General features: G+C 64.9%; 21 protein-coding genes. 7 read left to right on the forward strand and 14 right to left on the reverse strand.

The window, feature by feature from the left end:
- Nucleotides 1-14: 14 nt before the first annotated feature.
- From ABH922_RS14175 to ABH922_RS14190, 4 genes are all read left to right on the forward strand, one after another.
- A complete protein-coding gene (locus ABH922_RS14175; protein ID WP_424809676.1) occupies nt 15-800 on the forward strand; it encodes an alpha/beta fold hydrolase in 786 nt (261 codons plus the stop codon).
- Nucleotides 801-810: 10 nt separating this feature from the next.
- Nucleotides 811-1107, forward strand: a complete 297-nt coding sequence (locus ABH922_RS14180; protein WP_424807519.1) for an MGMT family protein — start codon at nt 811-813, stop codon at nt 1105-1107.
- Entirely contained in the window at nt 1097-2839 is a 1743-nt protein-coding gene (locus ABH922_RS14185; RefSeq protein WP_424807520.1) for an NTP transferase domain-containing protein, read from the forward strand. The genes ABH922_RS14180 and ABH922_RS14185 overlap by 11 nt, the downstream gene beginning before the upstream one ends.
- Before the next feature lie 387 nt (nt 2840-3226).
- A complete protein-coding gene (locus tag ABH922_RS14190; RefSeq protein ID WP_424807521.1) occupies nt 3227-3649 on the forward strand; it encodes a hypothetical protein in 423 nt (140 codons plus the stop codon).
- Nucleotides 3650-3664: 15 nt separating this feature from the next.
- Here the strand turns inward: ABH922_RS14190 and ABH922_RS14195 are convergent, their stop codons facing one another.
- The 9 genes from ABH922_RS14195 to ABH922_RS14235 form a co-directional block, all read right to left on the reverse strand.
- Complete coding sequence (locus ABH922_RS14195; RefSeq protein ID WP_424807522.1) at nt 3665-4297, reverse strand: maleylpyruvate isomerase family mycothiol-dependent enzyme; 633 nt, start codon at nt 4295-4297, stop codon at nt 3665-3667.
- Nucleotides 4257-5006, reverse strand: a complete 750-nt coding sequence (locus ABH922_RS14200; protein WP_424809677.1) for a sirohydrochlorin chelatase — start codon at nt 5004-5006, stop codon at nt 4257-4259. Before ABH922_RS14200 ends, ABH922_RS14195 begins: the two co-directional genes overlap by 41 nt.
- Nucleotides 4996-6153 carry a uroporphyrinogen-III synthase gene (locus ABH922_RS14205; protein ID WP_424807523.1) on the reverse strand — a complete coding sequence of 386 codons (1158 nt, stop codon included), beginning with the start codon at nt 6151-6153 and terminating at the stop codon, nt 4996-4998. Before ABH922_RS14205 ends, ABH922_RS14200 begins: the two co-directional genes overlap by 11 nt.
- The gene (gene nirD / locus ABH922_RS14210) at nt 6150-6566 is read right to left on the reverse strand and encodes a nitrite reductase small subunit NirD (protein ID WP_424807524.1); all 417 of its coding nucleotides are present in this window, start codon (nt 6564-6566) and stop codon (nt 6150-6152) included. Before nirD ends, ABH922_RS14205 begins: the two co-directional genes overlap by 4 nt.
- Nucleotides 6567-6632: 66 nt before the next feature.
- Nucleotides 6633-9134 (reverse strand): nitrite reductase large subunit NirB, encoded by a 2502-nt coding sequence (gene nirB / locus ABH922_RS14215; protein ID WP_424807525.1) that lies wholly within the window; start codon nt 9132-9134, stop codon nt 6633-6635.
- Nucleotides 9131-10612, reverse strand: a complete 1482-nt coding sequence (locus ABH922_RS14220; RefSeq protein WP_424807526.1) for an FAD-dependent oxidoreductase — start codon at nt 10610-10612, stop codon at nt 9131-9133. Before ABH922_RS14220 ends, nirB begins: the two co-directional genes overlap by 4 nt.
- Nucleotides 10609-12747, reverse strand: a complete 2139-nt coding sequence (locus tag ABH922_RS14225) for a molybdopterin oxidoreductase family protein (RefSeq protein WP_424807527.1) — start codon at nt 12745-12747, stop codon at nt 10609-10611. The genes ABH922_RS14220 and ABH922_RS14225 overlap by 4 nt, the downstream gene beginning before the upstream one ends.
- The gene (locus tag ABH922_RS14230) at nt 12744-14144 is read right to left on the reverse strand and encodes a nitrate/nitrite transporter (protein ID WP_424809678.1); all 1401 of its coding nucleotides are present in this window, start codon (nt 14142-14144) and stop codon (nt 12744-12746) included. Before ABH922_RS14230 ends, ABH922_RS14225 begins: the two co-directional genes overlap by 4 nt.
- A 131-nt stretch (nt 14145-14275) precedes the next feature.
- Nucleotides 14276-15517 carry a CynX/NimT family MFS transporter gene (locus tag ABH922_RS14235; protein WP_424807528.1) on the reverse strand — a complete coding sequence of 414 codons (1242 nt, stop codon included), beginning with the start codon at nt 15515-15517 and terminating at the stop codon, nt 14276-14278.
- A gap of 102 nt (nt 15518-15619) precedes the next feature.
- Here ABH922_RS14235 and ABH922_RS14240 point away from each other — a divergent pair, with 102 nt between their 5' ends.
- The gene (locus ABH922_RS14240; RefSeq protein WP_424807529.1) at nt 15620-16285 is read left to right on the forward strand and encodes a FadR/GntR family transcriptional regulator; all 666 of its coding nucleotides are present in this window, start codon (nt 15620-15622) and stop codon (nt 16283-16285) included.
- 27 nt (nt 16286-16312) lie between these two features.
- Here the strand turns inward: ABH922_RS14240 and ABH922_RS14245 are convergent, their stop codons facing one another.
- The 3 genes from ABH922_RS14245 to ABH922_RS14255 are packed head-to-tail and all read right to left on the reverse strand — an operon-like array spanning nt 16313 to nt 19542.
- Nucleotides 16313-17167: a TIGR02569 family protein gene (locus tag ABH922_RS14245; RefSeq protein WP_424807530.1), complete on the reverse strand. Its 855-nt coding sequence runs from the start codon at nt 17165-17167 to the stop codon at nt 16313-16315.
- 46 nt (nt 17168-17213) lie between these two features.
- Nucleotides 17214-18401 carry an adenylyltransferase/sulfurtransferase MoeZ gene (moeZ, locus tag ABH922_RS14250; RefSeq protein WP_424807531.1) on the reverse strand — a complete coding sequence of 396 codons (1188 nt, stop codon included), beginning with the start codon at nt 18399-18401 and terminating at the stop codon, nt 17214-17216.
- 37 nt (nt 18402-18438) lie between these two features.
- Nucleotides 18439-19542: a DUF3152 domain-containing protein gene (locus ABH922_RS14255; protein WP_424807532.1), complete on the reverse strand. Its 1104-nt coding sequence runs from the start codon at nt 19540-19542 to the stop codon at nt 18439-18441.
- A 332-nt stretch (nt 19543-19874) separates the two neighbouring features.
- On the opposite strand from ABH922_RS14255, the gene ABH922_RS14260 reads away from it, so the two are divergent.
- Nucleotides 19875-20546, forward strand: coding sequence for a TetR/AcrR family transcriptional regulator (locus ABH922_RS14260; RefSeq protein WP_424807533.1), 672 nt, complete (start codon nt 19875-19877; stop codon nt 20544-20546).
- A gap of 144 nt (nt 20547-20690) precedes the next feature.
- On the opposite strand, the gene ABH922_RS14265 is transcribed toward ABH922_RS14260, so the two are convergent.
- Both ABH922_RS14265 and ABH922_RS14270 read right to left on the reverse strand, forming a co-directional pair.
- Nucleotides 20691-20921, reverse strand: a complete 231-nt coding sequence (locus ABH922_RS14265; protein ID WP_424807534.1) for a DUF3107 domain-containing protein — start codon at nt 20919-20921, stop codon at nt 20691-20693.
- A gap of 436 nt (nt 20922-21357) precedes the next feature.
- On the reverse strand, nt 21358-22050 hold the full coding sequence (locus ABH922_RS14270; protein ID WP_424807535.1) for a ferritin-like fold-containing protein: 693 nt from the start codon (nt 22048-22050) through the stop codon (nt 21358-21360).
- 609 nt (nt 22051-22659) lie between these two features.
- Here ABH922_RS14270 and ABH922_RS14275 point away from each other — a divergent pair.
- On the forward strand, nt 22660-24228 hold the full coding sequence (locus ABH922_RS14275; protein WP_424807536.1) for a DEAD/DEAH box helicase: 1569 nt from the start codon (nt 22660-22662) through the stop codon (nt 24226-24228).
- Nucleotides 24229-24235 lie beyond the last annotated feature (7 nt).

Raw genomic sequence — 24235 nt, forward strand, 5'->3', positions numbered from 1 at the left:
CCACGTCCGGCATGATTGTCGACGTGAGCGCCCTCAACACCTACCTGTACGGCGACGCCGGATCACCGGAAATCCTCGCCCTCCACGGCCTGACCGGGCACGGTCGACGCTGGCAGGCCATGGCAGAGCGCCAACTCCCCGACGCCAGGTGGATCGCCCCTGACCTGCGCGGTCACGGCCACTCCACCTTCGCTCCGCCGTGGAACATCGACACCCATGTCTCGGACCTCGAGGCAACCCTCGACGACCACGCGAGCGGACCGGTGTTGATCCTCGCTCACTCCTTCGGCGCACTTCTCGCCCTGCACCTGGCTGCGCAAGCACCGGAACGCGTCCGTGGCCTGGTTCTGCTCGACCCGGCGGTCGGCTTGGATCCCACCCTCATGCAACGCATCGCCGAACTGACGATCGGCTCCCCCGACTACACCGATGCCGCCGAAGCCCGGTCGGAGAAGGTTCACGGCGCATGGGGTGAAGTCGACACCGCCGTCCTGGACGAGGAGTTCACCGAGCACCTGGTCCCCCTGGGCAACGGGCGAGTCAACTGGCGGCTGTCGACGGCGGCCGTCGTCACGGCGTGGGGAGAACTGGCCAGGCCACTGGTTCTTCCACCGCCGTCGACGCCGACAGTCCTGGTGCAGGCGATGAAAGTCCAGCCGCCGTACGTCACCGACGAGTTCCGGGCGGCCCTGACCGCCCACCTCGGATCGAATCTGACGTATGTTCCGTTCGACTGCGACCACATGGTGCCCCAGGTTCGCCCGGACGCCGTCGCCGATCTGGTCCGACAGCTGCTGTGAGGTCGACCCCATGGCCGTGACCACCGAGGAACAGATCGAGGACGTACGCCGCCTCGTCGCGTCGATCCCGGCCGGGTTCGTGGCCACCTACGGCGACATCGCCGAAGCCGCCGGACTCTCCAGCGCCCGCACGGTCGGCTGGATCATGCGGATCGACAGTGCGGACCTACCCTGGCATCGGGTGATCGGCGCGTCCGGAAAGCCCGCCGCACAGATCGCACGTCGCCAGATCGCTCAGCTCGAACTCGAGGGTGTACCGATCCGGGACGGGCGGATCGACATGAAGACGGCCAGGCATGAGTTCTGACCGGCCCACGCTTGCCCTGGTTCTCGCGGGCGGGCGAGGAACACGGATGGGCGGTCTCGACAAACCGGCACTCGACGTCCGTGGCCGCCGAATGCTGGACATCGCACTGGCGGCCGTCTCGCACCTGGGAACCACCGTGGTGGTCGGCCCGCACCGTCCGGAACTGCCCCCTGCTGTGATTCAGACGCAGGAGAGCCCGATCGGCAGTGGGCCGGTGGCCGCGATCGCGGCCGGGTTGGCCGCCGTCGACACGCCGGCCGATGCCGTCGTGATGGTGCTGGCTTCGGACCTGCCCTACCTCGAGCGATCCGCCGTCGATGCCCTGATCGCCGCGACCTCGCTCCGGCATCCGGTGACCTGCGCCGTCGACGAGAACGATCGTGTGCAGTTCCTGCTGTCCGCATGGACGGTGTCCGAACTGCGCCGCCGCCTGTCGACGCTCCATGCCGACACGCTCGACAATCGCGCTGTGAAAGCACTTGTCGCCGCGTCGTTCTCGACATTACGAGTGCCGGGCACCGCTGACGCCGACACCCCGGCCGACCTCGACCGGGCCCGCGAGTACCCACGTTTGAGCATCACCGCTGCCCGCGCCGCGATCACGAACGCACTCACCCCGATGCCCGCCGGTACCGCACAACTGATCGAGAGTTTCGGTGCGGCCCTGGCCGGACCTCTGATCGCGCACGGCGACCTGCCCAGATCCGATGTATCCGCGATGGACGGCTACGCCGTGGCGGGTGCCGGTCCATGGCATATTCGGGACGAGATCCGGATCGCCGGGGCCACAGGCACACTCACCTTGACCGACGGCGAGGCCGCCCGCATCGCAACGGGTGCACATCTACCCGCCGGGGCCACGTCCGTCATTCGTGACGAGCACGTCACGGTCGTCGGCAATCCACCCGAACTCCACGAACTGCCCGACGTACCCCGCCGCAACGACGCCCGGCTGCGCGGCGAGGACTGGAGCAGCGGATACACGATCGCCCCCGCCGGGACGACGATCACGCCCGCACTGGTTTCCGCTGCATCGAGTGGCGAGGTATTCGATGCACCTGTCCGCGGACCCGTGCGCGCCCGTCTCGTGATCACCGGCGACGAGATCCGCAGTACCGGACCGCTACAGCGGGGACAGACCCGCGACTCGGTAGGTGCAATACTTCCGCATCTTCTCGAGCGCAGCGGTGTCCGCTGCATCTCGAACACCCATCTGCGCGATACCGCAGACAATTTCGAGAGTGTACTGACCGCCGAATCCGGCGGGAATCTGATCGTGATCGTCGGCGCTACCGGCGGCGGCGCCGCCGACGAATTACGTTCGGCGCTAAGCCGACTCGGCGCTCGGGTAATCGTGGGGCGAGTAGCCTCCAGGCCCGGCGGTTCGCAGATCACCGCCGTATTGCCAGACGGCGCGGTCGTTCTCGGACTACCCGGCAACCCGTACGCCGCGGTGACGACACTTCTGACGATGCTGCCGACAATTGTCGCCGCCCTGACGGCCTGTGCACCGGCTCCCCCGACGGTAGGAGTCATCGCCAACGCTTCGGACGTGAGTTCCGTTGCCACGCGCCTGCTTCCGGTAACCCAACTATCGGACGGACGCTGGCGTGCCGACCCGTCGGTGCGGACAGCTCACCTCGCCGGGCTGATCGGGCGCGCCGCCTTCGCCCTGATACCGGAAGGTGCCGATGACGACTGCGTCGCGGAACTGATCTTGTTGCCCACATAGGACGACGCGTCGTCGCGATCACGCGTGTTGTCACGATCGGTGCCACCGAACGCCTCTGCGTCCGCACCCACGGCGCGGCCGTGCAGGTTCCACCCACGGCGCGGCCGTGTAATTTCCACCCACGGCGCGGCCGTGTAAATTCCACCCACGATGCGGCCGTGCAGTTTGCGGAGCCGGCTGATCACACCGAAAGCCTCCCGCGACACGCCCATTTCAGACGACTGCGAAGTGCGGTCAGCGGTTGTATATGCACCACTATCCTGGCTGATGCTCCGCGCTCGACCGTGCTCACGCACGCGAATCAAGAGCGGCAATCCCCCTCCGTACGACCGAAATGTCCGTAATATGAACCGCGCCCGCGGTCGACTGTCCCAAAGGAGATAAAACGTGAAACCGAGGTCCGCCTTTTTCGCGACAGCAGCAGTCGTGGCTGCATTCTTGATCGGGACAGGTGTCGCATCTGCGCAGACACCGACTGATGGCAGATACGTCGGGACCAACGGCTTGAATGTTCCGTCGTTCGTCTGGGCGGGAAAGACATTCGCGAACTCCGGCACCACCGTGAGCAATCGCATTCTCGGCGGAATCGACGCCGTCCCCGGTGACGTCTACACCGGACCGAGCATCTACAACCGAGCGCCGGTCGTACACGTGGACTACTCCAACAAGTCCCCGCAGCTCGGAGCGTTCATTCACGACGAGATCACCCAGGACGCGCAGAACCAGAACAAGTGGAACGGCGTCATGTACTTCACCGGCGGCGGCCAACCCATTGCGCTGACGACATTCACGCTGGTGAAACAGCCGTAACCTTTGAACCCCCGTTCAGAACGGCCAATCGGGCAGAGTGGGTAGTCCGGGGCGGGTCGGACGCCCGATCAACCACGCCAACGTCTCGGCGTCCGAGAGCGTCGGAACACCGACCCCCGGTGCGGCATTGGACAAAAATCCCAGTTCTCGGACGAGGGTGAACTCCACGTACGCCGACGGCCAGTCGTGGCACGTGTAACCGATGTCCAGATCGATCAGGTGTATCTCGATCTCGTTCCAGCGCAGGATCGGGAGATCTCGGGCGAGTATCGGCCTGCGCCACGGAACCGGAACGTCCAGACTCGCCGAGGCGACACCCTCGAGCGCCGACACGAGCCGGCTTCCGGAGAAGGCGTAATCCGCGGCCAACAGTGGTGCGGGCCGGTCAGCGCCCTCTTCGATCGCAGCGTTACGCGCGGGCGGACCACCTGGGTACATTTCGCCCGGCACACCACTCTCCGCTCCCGCCACAAGTCGGCCGAGAGCGTCCGCATTGCGTGCCATGTGAGTGATCACGTGGCCCCTGGTCCAGCCAGGCAATGCCGACGGCTCACGCACGTGCAAGTCGGGCACGCCGCTGATGAGAGCCTGCGCCTTCGCATCGGATTCACGAACCGCTGCGACCAGGTCGGCATACGTCGTCGTCATGTTCGCGATAGTAGCGTGAGCCCGCGACCGGACTCGACACCGCGGACCAGCGCTGAGCCAGTAGATCCACGATCTCGGGGTCGAGACCGAGTGGGTCACTGACTCCGTCCGCTCCGGCACTGTGCAATCGGTTGTGGAACAACCCGTGTGCCAGCAGATACGAGGCGACGAAGACTCGTCGACCGGATCTGTTCCGCGCCGACTCGACAGCTTCGACCACCGTGGGTTCCGCCGTGGCGACGTATCCGATGTCCACGCGCGTTCCGGACGCGGCCGCCAGCAAGGCAGCCGCCCGCTGCACGTCGCGCAGCGCGCGAATGTCCGAGGATCCGGCCGCCGCCAGTACGATCGCGTCACCGTCACGCCAACCTGCGGACCACAAGCGCCGCATCATGACACCTGCCAACACGGGATCGGGACCCAGAGCAGGCGTCACCGTCACGTCTCGGTGCCCACTGTCGGCAACTTCTCGCCGGACGTCGATGTGAACGTGATACCCCGACGCCAGGAAGGCAGGCACTACCACCGCTCGCCCTGTCGTGGCCCGAAGTACCTCCGACGGTGACGGCCCGAGAACGTCGACGAACGCTACTCGGGTCCGTCCGATCCGCGCACCGACTGCGCGAGCCAGCGCTGCAATCATTTCCACACCCCGAGCGGAGCGGGTTCCGTGCGCGACCAGCACCAGGACATCGTCGTCACCGCGAATGTACACGTGGACTCCAGGCGTCTTCCTCCGGGGCGAGCGCGAGCCGATATCCTCGCTTCACCACGGTCTGAACAGCTTTGGGCGCACCAAGACATACTCGCAGCCGCGCCACCGCGGTCTCGACGGCGTGGGTGTCCTCACCGCCACCGGGAAGCACGGCGAGAAGCTCGTCTCGCGAGACCACGTACCCGGGCTTGGCACCGAGCGAGCGCATCAGCGACATTGCCGCAGGCGGCAGCCGCCGCACGACACCGTCTACCACGACACAACCACCGCGAATGCTGATCGTGTGCTCACCAGCCTGGATCATGTTGGACCGCAATGGCAATTGATCGACAATATGTCGTGCGAGTGCTCCGAGCCGGGCTCGTTCCGGCGCTGTCGTCGGAACCCCCACCGCCTCGAGCGACGCCGAGGTCACCGGGCCGACCGACACCGCGGTCACCGGCCCTCGCAGGGCATCGAGCAGTAGGTCCAGGCGCGCTGTTCGATCTGCTCGCATCAGGAGCGAAGCCACCGCCGGCGCACTGGTGAAGCTGACCGCGTCGATTCCGGCAGCACAGATCGCGTCGATCATGTTGTCGAGCAGGGTTAGGTCCTCGGGCGGCTCCCATCGGTAGACGGGCACTGCGATGACCGCTGCGCCTGCGTCACGAAGCACCTGACAGAAATCCGGAATCGGCTCCCATTCGCTGGTCGCCCCGTGAAGCTGGACTGCTACCGTCTTTCCGTAGACACCTTCGGCCAGAAGATGTTCGAGCACTTCCGCCGACGACTCGGAGGCCGGCGACCACTCCTCACGCAACTCCGCCGCTCGTATCGCGCCCTTCGTCTTCGGCCCCCGCGCCAACAGCCGCGCCGAATCCAGTGCACCGCGCAGATTCTCGGCCTCGCCCCATCCGTCCGCCGCCTCGAGCCAACCGCGGAACCCGATGCCGGTCGTAGCCACGACGATGTCAGGTGGTTCGGCCACGATCTGGCGAGTCACCCGTTCGAGCTCACGATCGTCGGCCAACGGAATGATGCGAATAGCGGGAGCGTGCAGCACGTTCGCTCCCCGCCGGGTGAGCAGCGTGGCGAACTCCTCGGCACGACGAGACGCCGTGATCCCCACCGTGAATCCAGCCAACGGCATGTCCTCGCTCACGGCAGGACGTGGCTTCCCACCAGGTGTGCGCCACCACGTTGGCGGCTGCTGTGCACCTGAACCACCCCTGCCCACACCCGAACCTCGTACACCGGCAGCGATACCGACTCGTCGTCGAGCGCTCGGCCGTCGAGAAGCGAGAACACCTGCTTGAGCAGCGGCGACACCACTATCGGCTCACCTCCGCGATCGCCGACCAAACCGCGGGACATCACTGCCGCACGGCCGTAAGGATCGATGTTCCCGACGGCCCGCAACGTACCGTCCTCGAGTAGGAAGAGCGCCACCTGCTCACCTCCTCGAAGCAAGACGGCAACTCCACGTCCGGCGATGAGATGACTCAGTGAACAGGCCGACGTCCACTCCGGCCGCTGCGAATCCAATGTGGCGATCTGCGCATCGATGACACTCATCGAAACCTCCTCGGTTCGTCATCTACGTTTGTACGGACACCGTGTTTCCCACGGGTTACACAGCGATTACCGGCGCGTGGGAAGGCTCGGCATCCCCATCAGAACGGGAACCTTGCGCGCCCCGGTCTCGTCGAAGACCACGGTCGGGTCGGACTGATCAGGGGCATTGACGAAGGACACGAATCTCGACAACTTCTCCGGATCACCGAGAACACCCGCCCATTCGTCCTGATAGCCGGCCACGTGCTTGTCCATCAGCGCTTCGAGTTCCGCACCGATTCCGAGGCTGTCCGCGCAGACGACAGCTTTCAGGTGCTCGAGGCCGCCGTCGAGCGAATCCACCCACGGCGCGGTGCGCTGCAGTCGGTCGGCGGTGCGGATGTAGAACATGAGATACCGATCGATGTAACTGACCAGAGTCTTGTCATCCAGACCGCCGGCGAGAAGTTGGGCGTGCTTGGGCGACTGGCCGCCATTTCCACCGACATACAGGTTCCAACCGTTCTCCGTCGCGATGACACCGACGTCCTTGCCGCGCGCCTCGGCGCATTCTCGGGCACAACCGGATACCCCGAACTTGATCTTGTGCGGCGAACGCAGGCCGCGGTAACGATTCTCGAGACTCACCGCCATGCCCACCGAATCCTGGACCCCGTATCGACACCAACTCGAACCGACACAACTCTTCACCGTCCGCAACGATTTGCCGTACGCCTGACCGGATTCCATTCCGGCATCGACCAGTCGCTTCCAGATCGCCGGCAACTGCTCGACGCGGGCACCGAACAAATCGATCCGCTGGCCGCCGGTGATCTTGGTGTAAAGGCCGAAATCGCGTGCCACCTCGCCGATCACGATCAGTTGCTCAGCCGTCACCTCGCCGCCCGGCATCCGAGGCACTACCGAGTACGTTCCGTTCTTCTGGATGTTGGCCAGGAAATGGTCGTTGGTGTCCTGCAACGACGCCTGCATGCGGTGCAGGATGTGATCGGAATCGGTCGACGCCAGAATCGACGCGACAACGGGTTTGCAGATGTCACAGCCTGCGCCCTTGCCGTACTTGGTGATCAGCGCGGAGAACGTTCGTGTCTGTGTCGACTGCACGATCTGGAACAACTCGGCCCGCGACTGCGCGAAGTGCTCACACAGCGCCTTCGACATCACGACACCCGACTCGGCGAGTAGTTGCTTGACGGTGGGAAGGCATCCACCACAGGTCGTTCCGGCTCCGGTGCAGGATTTCACCGACGCGATGTCACAGGCACCGTCGGCGATCGCGCCGCAGATCGTCGCCTTGGTGACGGCATTGCACGAGCACACCTCGGCGTCATCGGGCAGCGAACCCGCCCCCGGTTTTTCGCCGACAGGCGAGATCAACGTAGCCGGATCGCCGGGCAGTTCGCGTCCGACCAGAGGACGCAGCGACGAGTACGCCGAGGCATCTCCGACCAGAATGCCGCCGAGCAGGATCTTCGCGTCGTCGGAGACCACCAGCTTGGCGTACGTCCCCTTGGCCGCATCGCTCAGAACCACCTCGAGGGCACCGGAAGCGGTCGCCAGCGCATCACCGAAACTGGCGACGTCGACACCCATCAACTTGAGCTTCGTGGACATGTCTGCACCCGGGAACTGCGCGCCGCCACCGAGCAGGCGATCAGCCACGACCTCGGCCGTCGAGTACCCCGGCGCGACCAGTCCGTAGCAGCGGCCTTCCACGGCTGCGCACTCGCCGATGGCGTAGACATTCTCGTCCGACGTCCGGCAGCCGACATCGGTCAGGATTCCGCCGCGCTCCCCTACCGCAATTCCCGCCTCACGGGCCAGCAGGTCGCGCGGACGCACACCGGCCGAGAAGACCAGCAGTGCTGCGTCGATCGTCGAACCGTCGGACAGCTCGACCACGATTCCCTCCTCGGACTGCGTGATTCCCGCGGTTCCGACGCCGGTGTGCACCGTCAAGCCGAGCTCGGTGACCAGGCGGGCGAGCAGCGCCCCACCGCCCTCGTCCACCTGTCTCGGCATCAGCCTCGGGTTGTGCTCGACCACGTGCGCTGCCATACCCAGGCGTGAGAGTGCATGTGCTGCTTCGAGGCCGAGCAGCCCGCCACCGACCACCACCCCGACAGCTCCCGGCCCCGCGCTCGCTGCCGCCGACCGAATGCCGTCCAGGTCGTCGAGGGTGCGATAGACGAAGCAGCCGGCGCCGTCGTGACCGGGCACCGGCGGCACGAAGGGGGAAGAACCGGTCGCCATCACCAGCGCGTCGTACGGCAGCGTGCGGCCGGCAGTGGTCGTGACGGTACGCGTGCCCTTGTCGATCGAGACCGCACCCTCGCCCACCCGGAGATCGACCAAATCGTCACCGTCGAAGTCGTTGCCGGACAAGGCAAGTTCTTTCGGATCCCACACTCCCACGTAGGACGAGAGCCCCACCCGATCGTAAGCGGGGTACCTCTCTTCGCACAGGATCGTCACCGACCAGAGGCCGGATTCGTCCCGGGAGCGCAGGGCTTCGACAAAACGATGTCCGACCATTCCGTGGCCCACGACCACTACCGATTTACTCATGCCGCACCTTCTTCCCGTGTGTCCAGTGAGTTCCCGGTGACTGCGGGATCGACCGACGTCAGCCACTGGCAGATACCGGCGACCGCCCCGCTGCACCCCCCGCAGCCCGTAGTTGCCCGGGTGGCCGAAACCAGTGCATCCGCAGATCGTGCACCCGACTTCCAGGCCGTCGTCAAATCCGACTTGGTCACCGAATTACAGCGGCAGATCACCGCCGAACCCGGCATACCCGAAGGACTCACCGATTCGACAGCGGCACCGGTGGCCCGCCCGGTCAGGAGCGCGATCCGGTCGGGCGGAACCGGAAGTTGTGTATCGAACAGTTGCGTCACAGTCCCGACCACATCGGGAACCCCGAGCAACAACGCACCCACCAGGCGCTCGTCCTTGACGACGATCTTGGCGTAAGTGCCCCGGCTCGCGTCCACGACGGTGGTGACCTCCACCGCACGGCTGAGCGTCGTGGCATCGACGTCACCCATCGACGCCAGGTCGATGTCGGGTGCCTTCAACCTGGTCGAGAGTGCGGTTCCGGTGTAGTTCGCCTTCGAATCGGTACCGGTGAGCAGCTCTGCCACCACGGCGGCCTGTTCCCAACCGGGTTGCACCAACCCGTACACCTCACCGCGATGCTCGGCGCACTCCCCGATCGCCCGGATACCGTCGACGTCGGTGCGCAGTTCGTCGTCCACCAGGATCCCGCGTCCGACGCTCACGCCGGCACGCTCGGCCAACTCGACGCACGGCCGAATTCCGGCCGAGAGAACGAGAAGATCTGCCCGGAGTCGACTTCCGTCGTCGAGCACTACTTGCGAGTCACCGAATTCCGTCACCCGTCTGCCCAGGACGACCCCGACGCCGACGCTCTCGAGCACCCGGGTCAGTACGGCCCCGCCGTCCGCGTCCATCTGACGTTCCATCGGAAAATCCTTGGGATGCACGACCGTGACGTCGACACCGCGCATCCGCAGACCACGCGCCGCCTCGATACCCAACAGGCCGCCGCCGAGCACCACGGCCGCCGTTCCGGAAGTGGACGCCTCGATGATCCGGGCGCAGTCGTCGAGCGTCCGGAAGGTGGCGACGCCTGGTACGAACCCGCCCGCCCCGTCGAGTGCTCCGACGACCGGGGGCACGACAGCCCGACTGCCGGTGGCGAGGATCAGGTCGTCGTACCCGATCGCGGTTCCGTCGACGCAGAGCACCCGTCGCTCGGTGGGATCGATCCCGAACACCGCGCTCCCGTGGCGGACATCGATCTCCTGGCGGGCCCACCACTGGTCAGGTTTGAGTCGGACATCGCGCGCCGTGAGGCCGCCGGCCAGAACGTTCGACAACAGAATCCGGTTGTAGGGCGCATGCAACTCGTCACCGATCAACACGATCTCGAGTGACTCCGCAGCCGTACGACGACGCAACTCCTCGGCCGCGCGCGAACCGGCCATACCGTTGCCCACTATCACGATGCGCCGCTTCACGATTCACCGACCGGTTCGAGCCGGACCGCGCAGACCTTGAACTCCGGCATCCGACTGGTAGGGTCCAGCGCCGGATTGGTCAGCAGATTGGCCCGGGCATCACCGGCGAAATGGAAGGGCAGGAAAATCGTGTCCAGCCGCATCGAATCGACACAACGCACCGTCGCTTCCATCCGTCCCCGCCGACTGGCGACGGCAGCCACGTCGCCGTCGGAGAGGTCCACCCGGCGAGCGGTGTCCGGATGAACCTCGACGAACATGTCACCGGCAGCGGCCACCAATTCCGGAACGCGCCTGGTCTGGGCGCCCGACTGGTAGTGCGCGAGAACACGTCCCGTCGTCGCCACCAGCGGATACTGCGCGTCCACCGTCTCCACCGGCCCACGATGTTCGACGCAGACGTACTGCGCACGCCCGTCCGGAGTGGCGAATTCGTCGAGGAACAGGCGGGGCGTGCCCGGATGATCGACGCTCGGGCAGGGCCAGTGCAGGGCCTCACCCGTGTCGAGACGGCCGTAGCTGATACCGGAGTAGTCGGCGATCCCACCGGCGGACGCGCGTCGCAACTCCTCGAAGACCACTGCCGGTTCGGTGGGGAACCGCTCGCCCGGTTGACCGAGCCGCTGCGCGATCTCGGACCACACGCGTAATTCACTACGCGGGCCTTCCGGCGCGTCCACCGCGCGTCGCCGACGAAGCACCCGCCCTTCGAGACTGGTGGTGGTCCCCTCTTCTTCCGCCCACTGCAATACCGGCAGTACGACATCGGCCAACGCCGCCGTCTCCGACAGGACGAAATCCGAGACCACCAGCAAATCCAACGCCCTCAACCGGTCTACGACGTGGCCGGCCCGCGGTGCGGACACCGCGAGGTTGGCGCCGTGCACCAGGAGGACTTCCGGGCCGCCGGGCTGCCCGAGTGCGTCGAGCAGTTCGTAGGCACTGCGCCCCGGACCCGGGAGTTCGTCGGCCTCGATCCCCCACACCGCCGCGACGTGGGCGCGCGCCACCGGATCGGCGATCTTGCGATATCCGGGAAGCTGATCGGCTTTCTGTCCGTGCTCGCGGCCACCTTGGCCGTTGCCCTGGCCGGTGATGCACCCGTACCCGCTGCCGACGCGACCCGGCAGGCCGAGAGTGAGCGCGAGCCCGATGACGGCCGACACGGTATCGGTTCCGCTGGCATGCTGTTCCGTTCCGCGCGCTGACAGAATGTACGATCCTGCATCCGACTGTCTTGCTTTCCAAAGTAATTCGACGGCGCGACGCAACTGACCGACCGGCACCCCGGTGACCCGCTCGGTCCGCTGCGGCCACCATTGCGCTGCCGCGAGCCACGCGTCGTCGAACCCGGATGTCCGGGCGTCGACGTACTCACGGTCGACCCACCCCTCCACCACCGCGATGTGCATCAGGCCGAGTGCGAGCGCCAGATCGGTTCCCGGACCGAGTTGCAGATGAACTCCGCCACCGCTGAGCGCCCGCTCCGCCGTCGCCGTACGCCGGGGATCGGCCACGATCAGCCCACCCGCCGCAATCGCCGTGTCCAGATGCCCGACCAGCGGCGGCATCGTCTCCGCGACATTGGCGCCCAGCAGCAGAATTGCCGTCGCCGACGTCAGATCACTCACCGGAAAGGGCAGGCCCCGGTCCAGCCCGAAACTCCTGATGCCCGCCGCCGCTGCCGACGACATGCAGAACCTGCCGTTGTAGTCGATGTTCGCGGTCTTCACCGCCACTCGCGCGAATTTACCCAGCATGTAGGCCTTTTCGTTGGTGAGACCGCCGCCGCCGAAGATCGCCACCGCGTCACGGCCGCTGCGCGCCTGGGCGCTCTGCACGCCGGCCACGACCCGATCCAGCGCCTCGTCCCACCCGACCGGGCGAAGTTCGCCGCCACAGCGCATCAGCGGCGTCGTCAGCCGATCCGGAGTGCGTAACAATTCCGCGCTGGTCCAACCCTTCTGGCACAAACCGCCACGGTTGGTGGGGAAACGACGTCCGCCGACCGTGGCCGATCTGGCCGGAACCGGCGCCCCGTCGTCCCGGGTCACTGCCATCGCGCACTGAAGGCCGCAGTACGGACAATGTGTCGGCGTCGTGACGAGCAGATCCGCCGGGGACGTGGTGGTCATACGCCGACCGGAATTCTCGCGTCGTCGACATCGGAGTTGCTTGTCGACGGCCTACGCAGGAACACGAACCAGGTCATGACGATGCAGGCGAGGTAGAAGGCGAGGAACACCCAGAACGCCATGGTGGCCGACTTGGCCGGACTGTTGTACGACGCCCGTAACACCAGATTGATGCCGACTCCACCCAAACCACCTACCGCACCGGCGAATCCGATGAGCGCGCCGGATATGCCGCGCGACCACACAGCCTTCGCCTCGCGATCCATCTCGGCGAAACTCTGCGCCTTCGCCTCGAAGATCGCCGGAATCATCTTGTAGACCGACCCGTTGCCGATACCCGACAGCAGGAACAACGCGATGAATCCGAGCACGAAGGCCACCATGATCGCGGCGCTCGCGGCGCCGACCGTGTTGTCGTCCACCGTCCCGGCCGTCACCAGAACCGACGCGGCGAGCGCCATGGCGACAAACGTCCACATCGTGATCTTGCCGCCGCCGATACGGTCGGCGAGTTTGCCGCCGATCGGCCGGGCGATCGAGCCGAGCAGTGGCCCGACGAACGCTATCTGAGCGGCGTGCAGCGCTGCCTGCGTCGCCGTCGCACCACCGGCCAGGAAATTGATCTGCAAGATCTGCCCGAACGCGAAGCTGAATCCGATGAACGATCCGAACGTACCGATGTAAAGGAAGCTGATCACCCAGGATTCGGAGAACTTCAAAGCCTTCGCCATCGAACGAAGATCCGACCTCTGGTTCCCCAGATTGTCCATGAACAGCGAAGCACCCACCGCCGCAACCGCAATGAACATCAGGTACACCGCACACACCAGATACGGCGCGCGGTTGCCCACCGTGGCGATCACCAACAGACCGATCAACTGGATCGTCGGCACACCGATGTTGCCGCCGCCGGCGTTCAACCCGAGTGCCCACCCTTTGAGGCGCTGCGGGTAGAACGCGTTGATATTGGTCATCGACGAGGCGAAGTTGCCGCCGCCGATACCGGCAGTGGCCGCCACCACCATGAACGTGGTGTACGACGCACCGGGGTTCAGCATCAGAATCAACGTGAGAGTGGTGGGCACCAGCAGGAACAGTGCGCTCATCACCGTCCAGTTCCGCCCGCCGAAACGTGCGGTCGCCACCGTGTACGGGATGCGAAGGATCGAACCCACCAACGTGGGAACGGCCACCAGGAAAAACTTTCCTGCCGCATCGATGCCGTACACCTCGACGGGCATGAACAACACCATCACGGACCAGATCGACCAGATCGAGAAGCCGACGTGCTCGGCCACCACCGACCAGATCAGGTTTCGTCTGGCGATGTCCTTACCGCCGGACTCCCAGGCGTCGACGTCCTCGGCATCCCATTTCTCGATGTAGTGACTCACCAGGTCCTCCTGAATACGTGGGAGACCCCACCGTAGAAAGGAGATATTGCGCCGCTGCTGCCCGCGATGACCTGGACGTCAATTGATCCTCACCTGCAGACCGGGCCGGCTGTGAGATCTGCTGCACCCACCTCTTACCGCGACGGAGCGTGCCACGAATCCTCGAGCATACGCGGCTTGCATGCGACGTAGGCGCCGGCCAACCCGACCCCTACCGCCACCGTCAGGAAGAAGAACGGCACGCTCCACCCGTTCGTCGCGTCGTGGAGAACACCGACCAGTAGTGGACCGAGGCAGGCAACGGTGTACCCGAGCCCCTGCGTGAATCCGGACAGCGCCGAGGAGCCGACATGCGTACGCGTCCGCAGATTGATCAAGGTCAGTGCCATCGGAAAGGCGCTCGGGCCGAAGCCCAGAATCAGGATCCACACGATCGGGGCGGTCATCGGAGCGAAGTACAATCCGGCGAATCCGATCAGATAGCAGAAGGCACACACGATCACGATGGGAAATGGATTGGTCATCCGCGCGCACAACGTGGGCGCGGCGAAGGCCGCAACCAGTCCGATCACCGAGAACATCCCGACCATCGAACCACTGAACGCATCACTGGCTCCGGCATCGTGCAGGATCGTCGGAATCCAGGTGAACATCGAATACGTGATCAGCGAGGTCATGCCGAACATTGCCGCCATTCCCCAGGCCACCGGGGACCGCCAGACCTGACCACGTTCCGGTGCGGTTGCCGGCGCGGAGTCCGGGTGCGCTTCGGACTCGACCGTCCTGCGTGCCTGGACGAGGGTGATCAACCAGGGCACCGCCGCTGCGAAACCGAATACCGACCACCACCCGAGCGAGAACCGCCATCCGAATGCGTCCGCCACCGGCACCGCGACGAATGCCGGAACTATCGTGCCGAGCTGAACCGCGCCGATGTAGACCGAGCTCATCACTGCGAGCTTGTCCGAGAAGTAGCGTTTGACCAGCGGCGGAATGACGACGTTGCCGATGCCCATACCCGCGAGCGCCAACGCCGACAGCGCGAGAAGCGACCACGTCGACGACATCACCGCGCGCAACAGGATGCCGGTTCCCGCCATCAGCATGGCGAGAAGGGCAGTGCGTTCGAGCCCGATACGTTTGGCGACGAACGGTGTCACCAGCCCGAACACCGCGAACATGAGAGTCGGAACCATACCGAAGATTCCGACCACCGACGCCGAGAAACCGATCTCTTCGCGAATTTCTGCGGCGAGGGGCGAGAAGGACGTCACGGCGAGTCGAAGTACCAGGGCCGACATCACGATGGCCGCGAAGACGAGTGCCCGACCCTTCACCAGCGAGCGGGCGGCTGTTCTCTGGAGTTGGGCAGTCACCGACAAATCATAGGATGACCGGATGAAATCGCACAAGCACAGTAATATAGGACACTGTCACCCTGACTCGCCCGCCGATTCGACTTCCGAGGAATTATCTACGTGCACACCGTTCGCCGCGCCGGCCTCATCACTCAAGTCACCGAACTGCTCCGCACTGAAATCCGTAGCGGGACATGGCCGGTGGGCACCCGAATTCCCACGGAACCGGAGCTGACCGAACTGACCGGAACCGGACGAAACACGGTACGTGAGGCCGTTCAAGCGCTCGTTCACGCGGGAATGCTCGAACGCCGCCAAGGGTCGGGGACCTATGTCGTGGCGATCTCCGACCTCGGCGGAACACTCGACACCTACTTCGCCGGAGCCCACGAACGTGATGTGATCGAATTGCGGCGCGCTCTCGACACCACGGCAGCGGGGCTGGCGGCAACCAGGCGCACCGACGACGACATCACCGATCTGACGCTTCTACTGCACACCCGCAGCGCCGCCTGGGAAGCCCAGGACATCGCCGCCGCCACGAGCGCGGACATCGCCCTCCACCGGGCGATTGTCGCCGCCAGCCACAACGCCGTCTATCTCGAGTTCTACGACTCGCTACTACCGGTCATCGAAACCACGGTCCGTCAGCACACCGAAGCTACCGGCCAGGGTTTCCACGGCGAGCACACCGCCCTGGTCGAAGCCGTCATCGCCGGTGACAGCGTCACCGCAGCCAACGCTGCCCGCGACTTGTTCGAGAGTGTGGTCGCCGATTTCGGCTGACCGGTGAACCGAATCCGCGAAAGATCGTCAGAGCAACAACCGCACGACGTCCGACGTCCGAGCCAAACCGGGGAACGCGTCCGCCGTGGACCGCGGATGCAGGACGTGAACCGCCAGCCTGAACATGACGGCGCGAAGGAGCATCTGCGGCCATTCCGGCAGATCTTCCCAACGGCCGATCAGCGCCTCGTCCGCACCGCCCCACGAGATCGCGTCCACCACCGCCACGGCGGCCGCCCAACTCGCCGGTCGCCAATACGGCGTGATGTCGGTGATACCGGGAGCGAGATTGCCGGAGAACAACACCGTACCGAACAGATCACCGTGAACCAGTTGGTCAGGACTACGGATCGGTTTCCGCAACGTCGCCAGCCCGGCGATCAACTCGAGGCTCTTCCGGCCGTCCGGCGTCGGAGATTCCATCTGTTCGACGCCCTTGGCGATACGCAGCGGAACCGTCTCCCACGCAGCACGATCCGCGGCGACGAACACATCGACCTCGGCCCACGGCGGAACCGGCGGCTGAGCGAGGAATCGGGGGCGCTCGAGGGCGGCCGTCGCGGCGTGCAGCCGACACGACATGGACACCACTTCGTCGTGCCGCGGTTCCGGAGTACCGACGATGAAGGTGTCTGCCCGCCAGCCGGACACCACGTAGCGACCGTCGGTCGAGCGCACCGGCCTGGCAAGTCGAACCCCGTCGACTTCGAGACTCTCGCGCACCTTGGCCGACCAGGCTGCACGGGCATGGTCGGCGACAGCGGAAAGAACGACATCTCCACACAGCCACCCGCCGTCCCAATCCGCACCGAGCGGGACCGGATCCACCTCACGGAGGCCGAAGGTGGAGCACACGTGTTGGGGAGGTTGGCCAGTGCTCACGCCACAACGCTACCGGTGCCGGGCCGCCAGATCGCGTAAGGCGCGCCTAGTAAACCGGCAAACTGGCGTCCACCTGATTGGCCCAGGCGATCGCACCACCTTGCACGTGGACTGCATCCGCGAAGCCTGCACTCTTGAGAAACGCGAGTGCTTCCGCCGACCTGATTCCGGTCTTGCAGTACAGAACAAGCTGCCTGTTCTGCGGTAACGATGCCAGCGCATCGCCGGAGAGGATGCGATCCTTGGGCACGAGCACCGCACCAGGTAAACGCATTATGTCCCATTCGACCGGTTCTCGGACATCGATCAACTCGATCTCACGACCGCCGTCGATCAACGCCTTCAGCTCCGGGGCCGTGATGGTCGAACCCACCACCGCCGCGCTCGCCTCTTCCGAAACCACCCCACAGAACGCGTCGTAGTCGATCAGCTCGGTGATCGGCTCCCGCGCCGGATCACGTTGCAGCCGGATAGTACGGACACTCATGGCGAGAGCGTCGTAGATCATCAGCCGGCCGAGCAACGGCTCGCCGATACCGGTGATCAGCTTCACGGCTTCGGTCGCCATGAAGGAACCGATGGTCGCAGGCAGAACCCCGAGAACTCCGCCCTCGGCGCACGAAGGCACCATTCCCGGCGGCGGCGCCTCCGGATACAAATCGCGGTAGTTCAGCCCCAGACCGTCCGGGGCGTCCTCCCAGAACACCGAGACCTGACCCTCGAAACGGTAGATCGAACCCCACACGTAGGGCTTGCCCGCCAGCACTGCAGCATCGTTGACCAGGTATCTCGTCGCGAAATTGTCGGTCCCGTCGAGGATCAGATCGTATTCGGAGAACAACTCGACCGCATTGTCGTTGTCGAGACGAACTTCGTGCAGTCGCACGGTCACGTGTTCGTTCAGCTCGCCTATCGACTCCCGCGCACTGACCGCCTTCGACCGTCCCACGTCAGAGCGCCCGTGAATCACCTGACGTTGCAGATTCGACATGTCCACCTCGTCGAACTCGACGATGCCGATGGTCCCCACGCCTGCCGCAGCCAGATAGAGCAGCGCCGGAGAACCCAATCCCCCTGCCCCGATGAACAGCACCTTCGCGTTCTTGAGTCGGCGCTGACCGACCGAACCGACATTCGGAATGATCAAGTGTCTGCTGTAGCGGGCAACCTCCTCGCGGGTCAACGACGCAGCAGGATCCACCAGCGGTGGCAGGACGACAGTTGGTGCGGGCACCGTCAAACTCCTATATCGAGATGTGGTCGAAACATGTTCACGCTCTGGGGTACGGCCACGGGTTGAAACGACACGTCAGACCGTTCATCGGGACGACGCCGGCGGGGTCCAACTTGGCGATGTCGTCGTTCGCGGTACCGAACGTCTGTTGCATCATGATCGGCGCCAGCCCACCCTCGGTCTCGCACGGCTGATGCGCGGCATAACCGATCGCATGCCCCACCTCGTGATTGATCTGATACTGCCGATACGAACCGATGTCGCCCTGGAACGAGATGGCACCGCGTACCCACCTCGGCTCGTTGATCAGGACCCGACCCATTCCCGGGTTGTAGCAGGACCCCTCCAGTTCGATCTCGTACCCGCAGCCGTCCCGAATCGTCATCTGCGAAGTGAGCGAGATACGAAAGTCCGGCTTGCCGTTGTCGATCCGCCGGAACGCCACTCTCGGGTCGTTGGTCCAACTCTTCGGGTTGGCCAAGGTCTGATCGACCATCCGACCGTACGACTCGTCCCCACCGAATCCCGCGGTGTCCACTCCGTCCTCGATCTCGACGGTGTACGTGAACTCGCGTTCGGTCCCTTGCCCGACCTTGGCACTTGTTCCCGGCACCACATGCCATGTTCCCGCACCGGAAACCGCGAACAACCCACCGTCCGGAAGCGCACCCGAAGGAATCGACGACGCGAACGATCCGTCCCCGGCCGGAGGCGCCCCGATCACGGACGTACCGTCGGTGCTGTGCGCGATGTCCGCTGTCGGAGGAACCGACCCGGCATCCTCGGGAACCGGCCGGACGGCGTCGTAGATCACGAAGATCGTCAACGCGACGAGGACCGGAATCGCGTACGCCCGCCAACCGTACGTGGCCACGAACCGGCCGAGTCGGCTCTGCTTACGCGCTCCACGATCAGGCCGCGGACTGCGGGCGATCTTGCCGGAGTCCCGACGGGTGGGATCCCACTGCGCCCGCAAGGGCTGATGCGACGAAATTCCGCGATAATCTCGTCCACCGTCGTCGAGGGTGTCGCGAACCTCCGAGTCCCGGTAGTCGACCCCGTGCGGATCCCATACGTCCTCCCCCGGGCCGCGTCCTGGAAATTCGTCGCGGTCAGGGTTCTGCGAAGTTCGTCCACGCATGCGCGGTCCCCCTGGGTCAGTCACCACTCCAGAATCTCATACACCGCAACCGTCCCGCCGTCCTGATCGAAAGGCCAAGCCGGTGGCGTGTCCCCGCACCGTCGGCCATACGAGGGATCCACAGGACCGCAGAGCCGTGCTGCCCGTCGAATCTCGACCTCGAACGCCCCACCCGAACGCAGAATCGGACAGAGGGCAGAGCCGCCGCCGGGACACGGTATCGTTTCATCCGGCTACTCCCGGTGTGACGGAGGATACTGGCGAGTACGCAAATGCGAAATCGTCGGATCCGTGTGGCAGCCGACTTTACTCGTGCTCAGATTGGAAGCGACATGACAGAACTCGCGGATCGGACCGACGCCGATCGCGGCACAACGGCCGGTAAGCCTGCCGGAACACGTCGCAGCACCCGCCTTCCCCGAGACGCGCGCCGACTGCAACTGCTGGCAGCAGCCAGCGAGGTATTCGTGGCCAACGGATATCACTCCGCGGGAATGGACGAGATCGCCGAATGCGCGGGTGTCAGCAAACCCGTCCTCTACCAGCACTTCCCCGGCAAGCTGGAACTGTACGTGGCGGTGTTGCAGAGCTACGTCGACAGCCTGATCTCCGGTGTCCGCCAGGCCCTGCGCTCGACAACCGACAACAAGCAGCGCGTTCGCGCCGCAGTTCAAGCGTTCTTCGACTTCGTCGACAACGACTCCCAAGGCTTCCGCCTGGTATTCGAATCAGACATCATGGGTGAGCCGCAAGTACAGATTCGTGTCGAGCAAGCCACCGAAGCGTGCGTCGACGCCGTCTTCGACCTGGTCAGCCACGATTCCGGACTCGACCCGTACCGCGCTCGAATCCTGGCAGTCGGACTTGTCGGCGCAAGCCAGTTCACCGCCAGATACTGGCTCGAGGCCGCCCGTCCCATCCCCAAAGAAGAAGCCGTGGAGATCACCGTGTCCCTGGCCTGGGGCGGACTCTCCCGCGTACCACTCCAGCCGGAGAACCGCTGATCTTCCGTGCACGAGTAGGGCGGGTAGTCATCACGACTACCCGCCCTACTCGTGCACGTGCCAGACGGTAATCCTCAGCCCGACTTCGTCAGACGGTAATCCCGAGCCCGACTTCGTCAGACGGTAATCCCGAGCCCGACTTCGTCAGAGGGTGGGCGCAAACCCGACCTTGCGAATATCAGAAGGCCCGATCTCCACATACGCCACTCGACTTGCCTGGACCAGGAACTTACGGCCCTTGTCGTCGACGAGCGAAAGAACGGACTCGGCGCCACCGAGCACACCCGCCACCAACGCCTCGACCTCGTCGGGGGTCTGCTCGCTGTTGACGATGAGCTCACGCGGGCTGTCGATTACACCGATCTTGACCTCCACGGCCAACCTCCGAACTGTTCGTGAAATACATCAACTGTCCAGGCAAGGCTAATGCAGCAACAGTCCCGGATGCTCGCCCGCACGCTGTGCCCACAGCGAACAGGCCGGAGGGGGACGGCAACCACCGCCCTGCTGTCACCGAAACAGAGCACGACATTGCGCCCCACCATCGCGTCGGAGAGCCTCGCACCCTGCGAACTCGCACCTGGCGGCGACTCATCGGCACAACGGCGCACCTCCAATCGGGACGGCTCACCGATCCTGCACTGATCACCCGTCCCGCGCGAAGGTGATCCACGGCGCAAACGCGTCGATACCGAAGCCACCTCGACAGAGGGGCAGACAGCCGAAACATACTGATGCAGAGCTACATTCAACCTTCACCAAGATCGAGCACGCCACGCCACGCCGACGAAACCTCAGCCGCCGATCGACTTCAGACGAGTCCGAGAACTGCCATCCGCTCGGCGTGCTTGGCCTGCATACCGTCGAACAACGCCACCACCCCGTTGAGGTCTCCGGAGGCCGAGATCACCAGATCTGTGAGATCTTCACGCTGAGCCAGCACGAACTGAGCCTGGGTGATGGCTTCGCCGAGTAGACGCCGACCCCACAGCATCAACCGGTCCTTGGCGCGGCCACTTGCCTCGACGGCCGCCCTGACTTCGAGCACGACGAACTCGGAGTGCCCGGTCTGCGACAGGACGTCCTCGACGATCTCGGCCGCGCCCGCCGGCAGTGAATGCCCGATTTCACGGTAGAAGTCGGCTGCGATGCCGTCACCGACATACGCCTTGACCAACGACTCCAACCAGGTCGACGGGATGGTGGACGCGTGATAATTGTCCAGGGCTCGAACGAACGGGTCCATGACTTCGAATATGTCGAGCCCTCGGTCCGTCAAGGCTGCTTGCAAAGTTTCGAAGTGCGCCATTTCGGCTGCGGCCATACTTGCCAACGCGACTCGCCCGCGCAGATCCGGCGCCATCTGCGCGTCTTCCGACAATCGATAGAAAGCCGAAATCTCCCCGTAGGCGAGTACGGCGAACAAGTCGATCATCCCGGGATGATCGGAAGCGATACGTCCGGTTCCGCCGGCGGTCGAAGTCTGGAGATCGTGTGCGCCCATGGTTCCAAACTGTAGTGCGTTTCCGCCGTCGACGACCGTCAAGTCACACCGACAGGCAACAGTGATCTTCGACATGGCGGTCCGCTCGGCTCCCGTTCGGACTCACGGCCCGAGCTACCCGGTGCCCGACCTCGCATTTCAGGCCCCGATCGGTGATCTTCGACATGATCGACTCGGATCGGACGCACGAGCAGCTACAATGAGGCCCGGGAGTTCGACTGTTCACCCGATCGGCCCCACTCGGCTGCGCTCGAAGCGACTGTGTCCGGGAGGAGCACTCGGTTTCGTACAGTGCACGAGACGAGTCCGTCCGAGGCGCACAGAGGCGTATCGGCAGGTCAGGTCGACCATATCCATCACGAACCCCACCGATAATGTGCGCGCACCTGCATCGAAGGTAGTCGCCCGTTTCGCCGAGGCCGTCGGACGCATCACCAGCGTCCACGTCGACTCCGGGCGACGTAGGCGAACCGACGAAGAAAGAGGGCAACGACAACGGTCGATCGACGACCTTGCCCCTCACCTCGTGCGTGCGTACCGCCACGAGGAAAGGCCAGTCCCCTGAGCAAGATCACTGTCGACCACGAAGACGACGTCACCGAGAACTTGGTGTCCGTCCAACTCGACGAAACCCACGTACCCCCGACGTTCTCCGAACTCGGCGTCCGCGACGAGATCGTGCGCGCTCTCGACGAGATCGGCATCGAACGCACCTTCGCAATCCAGGAACTCACACTTCCGCTCGCTCTTGCCGGCGACGACCTCATCGGTCAGGCCCGAACCGGAATGGGCAAGACCTTCGGCTTCGGTGTTCCGCTGCTCCATCGCATCGCCACCGCCGCGAACGGCACCGCAGCCCTGGACGGCACCCCGCGCGCGTTGATCATCGTTCCGACGCGTGAACTCTGCATCCAGGTTGCACGCGATCTCGAGAATGCCAGCAAGTATCTCCGGGTCGGTGATCGAGGCCTGCAGGTGCTGCCGATCTACGGTGGGCGTCCCTACGAAGCTCAGATCGCCGCACTGCAAAAGGGTGTCGACGTCGTCGTCGGAACGCCCGGTCGCCTGCTCGACCTGGCCAATCAGGCCCATCTGATCCTGGGCAAGGTCGGGGTCCTGGTCCTCGACGAGGCCGACGAGATGCTCGATCTCGGGTTCCTTCCGGATATCGAACGCCTCATGGGCATGGTGCCGGACAAGCGTCAGACCTTGCTGTTCTCGGCGACGATGCCCGGACCCATCATCACGCTGGCCCGCACCTTCCTGACCCAGCCGACGCATATCCGTGCCGAAGAAGCCGAGTCCTCGGCTGTGCACGATCGCACGAGTCAGCACATCTACCGCGCGCACGCTCTCGACAAGGCCGAGATGGTCGCCCGTGTCCTGCAGGCCGAGGGCCGCGGCGCGACGATGATCTTCACCCGCACCAAGCGGACCGCACAGAAAGTCGCGGACGACCTCGCCGAACGCGGATTCTCCGTCGGAGCCGTGCACGGCGACCTCGGCCAGATCGCCCGCGAAAAGGCGCTCAAGTCCTTCCGTAACGGCAAGGTCGACGTGCTGGTCGCGACCGACGTCGCCGCCCGCGGTATCGACATCGACGACGTCACCCACGTCATCAACTACCAGTGCCCCGAGGACGAGAAGACCTACGTGCACCGGATCGGTCGTACCGGTCGCGCCGGCCGCACCGGTATCGCCGTCACGCTGGTCGACTGGGACGACATCCCTCGCTGGCAGCTCATCGACAAGGCGCTGAGCCTCGGAATTCCCGACCCGGTGGAGACGTACTCGAGTTCACCGCATCTCTACGAGGAACTCTCCATCCCCGAGGGCGCAAAGGGCACCATTCGCAAGCCGAAGATCGTCGAGCCGGTTGCGGAGAAAAAGAGCGCACCGGTCGTCGACGCGCGCACTTCCGAGCCCGCCGACGCAGAGAAGTCCACTCCCCGACGGACTCGCACCCGTCGGCGAACTCGCGGCGGAGCTGCAGCGACCGCCGGCACCGACGCTGCCGTGACCACGGATACGGTGACCGCGGCCCCCGAGGCTGTTGCAGCCGCGTCCGCCACCGAAGCTGTTGCGGTCGAATCTGCCACCGACTCGGACACCGCCGCGCCGCCGCGCCGCCGTCGCCGCCGTTCCTCGGCGAGTACCCCGGCAGGTGCCGCAGAGTAAGCTGCGT

The sequence above is a fragment of the Rhodococcus sp. 27YEA15 genome (genome assembly GCF_049739425.1).
Classification (GTDB): domain Bacteria; phylum Actinomycetota; class Actinomycetes; order Mycobacteriales; family Mycobacteriaceae; genus Rhodococcus_F.

Coding starts and splice junctions, on each gene's coding strand:
- ABH922_RS14180 (WP_424807519.1), top strand. CDS start 811: ATGGCCGTGACCACCGAGGAACAGATCGAGGACGTACGCCGCCTCGTC.
- ABH922_RS14185 (WP_424807520.1), top strand. CDS start 1,097: ATGAGTTCTGACCGGCCCACGCTTGCCCTGGTTCTCGCGGGCGGGCGA.
- ABH922_RS14195 (WP_424807522.1), bottom strand. CDS start 4,297: ATGACGACGACGTATGCCGACCTGGTCGCAGCGGTTCGTGAATCCGAT.
- nirD (WP_424807524.1), bottom strand. CDS start 6,566: ATGAGTGTCATCGATGCGCAGATCGCCACATTGGATTCGCAGCGGCCG.
- nirB (WP_424807525.1), bottom strand. CDS start 9,134: ATGAGTAAATCGGTAGTGGTCGTGGGCCACGGAATGGTCGGACATCGT.
- ABH922_RS14225 (WP_424807527.1), bottom strand. CDS start 12,747: ATGACCACCACGTCCCCGGCGGATCTGCTCGTCACGACGCCGACACAT.
- ABH922_RS14255 (WP_424807532.1), bottom strand. CDS start 19,542: ATGCGTGGACGAACTTCGCAGAACCCTGACCGCGACGAATTTCCAGGA.
- ABH922_RS14260 (WP_424807533.1), top strand. CDS start 19,875: ATGACAGAACTCGCGGATCGGACCGACGCCGATCGCGGCACAACGGCC.
- ABH922_RS14270 (WP_424807535.1), bottom strand. CDS start 22,050: ATGGGCGCACACGATCTCCAGACTTCGACCGCCGGCGGAACCGGACGT.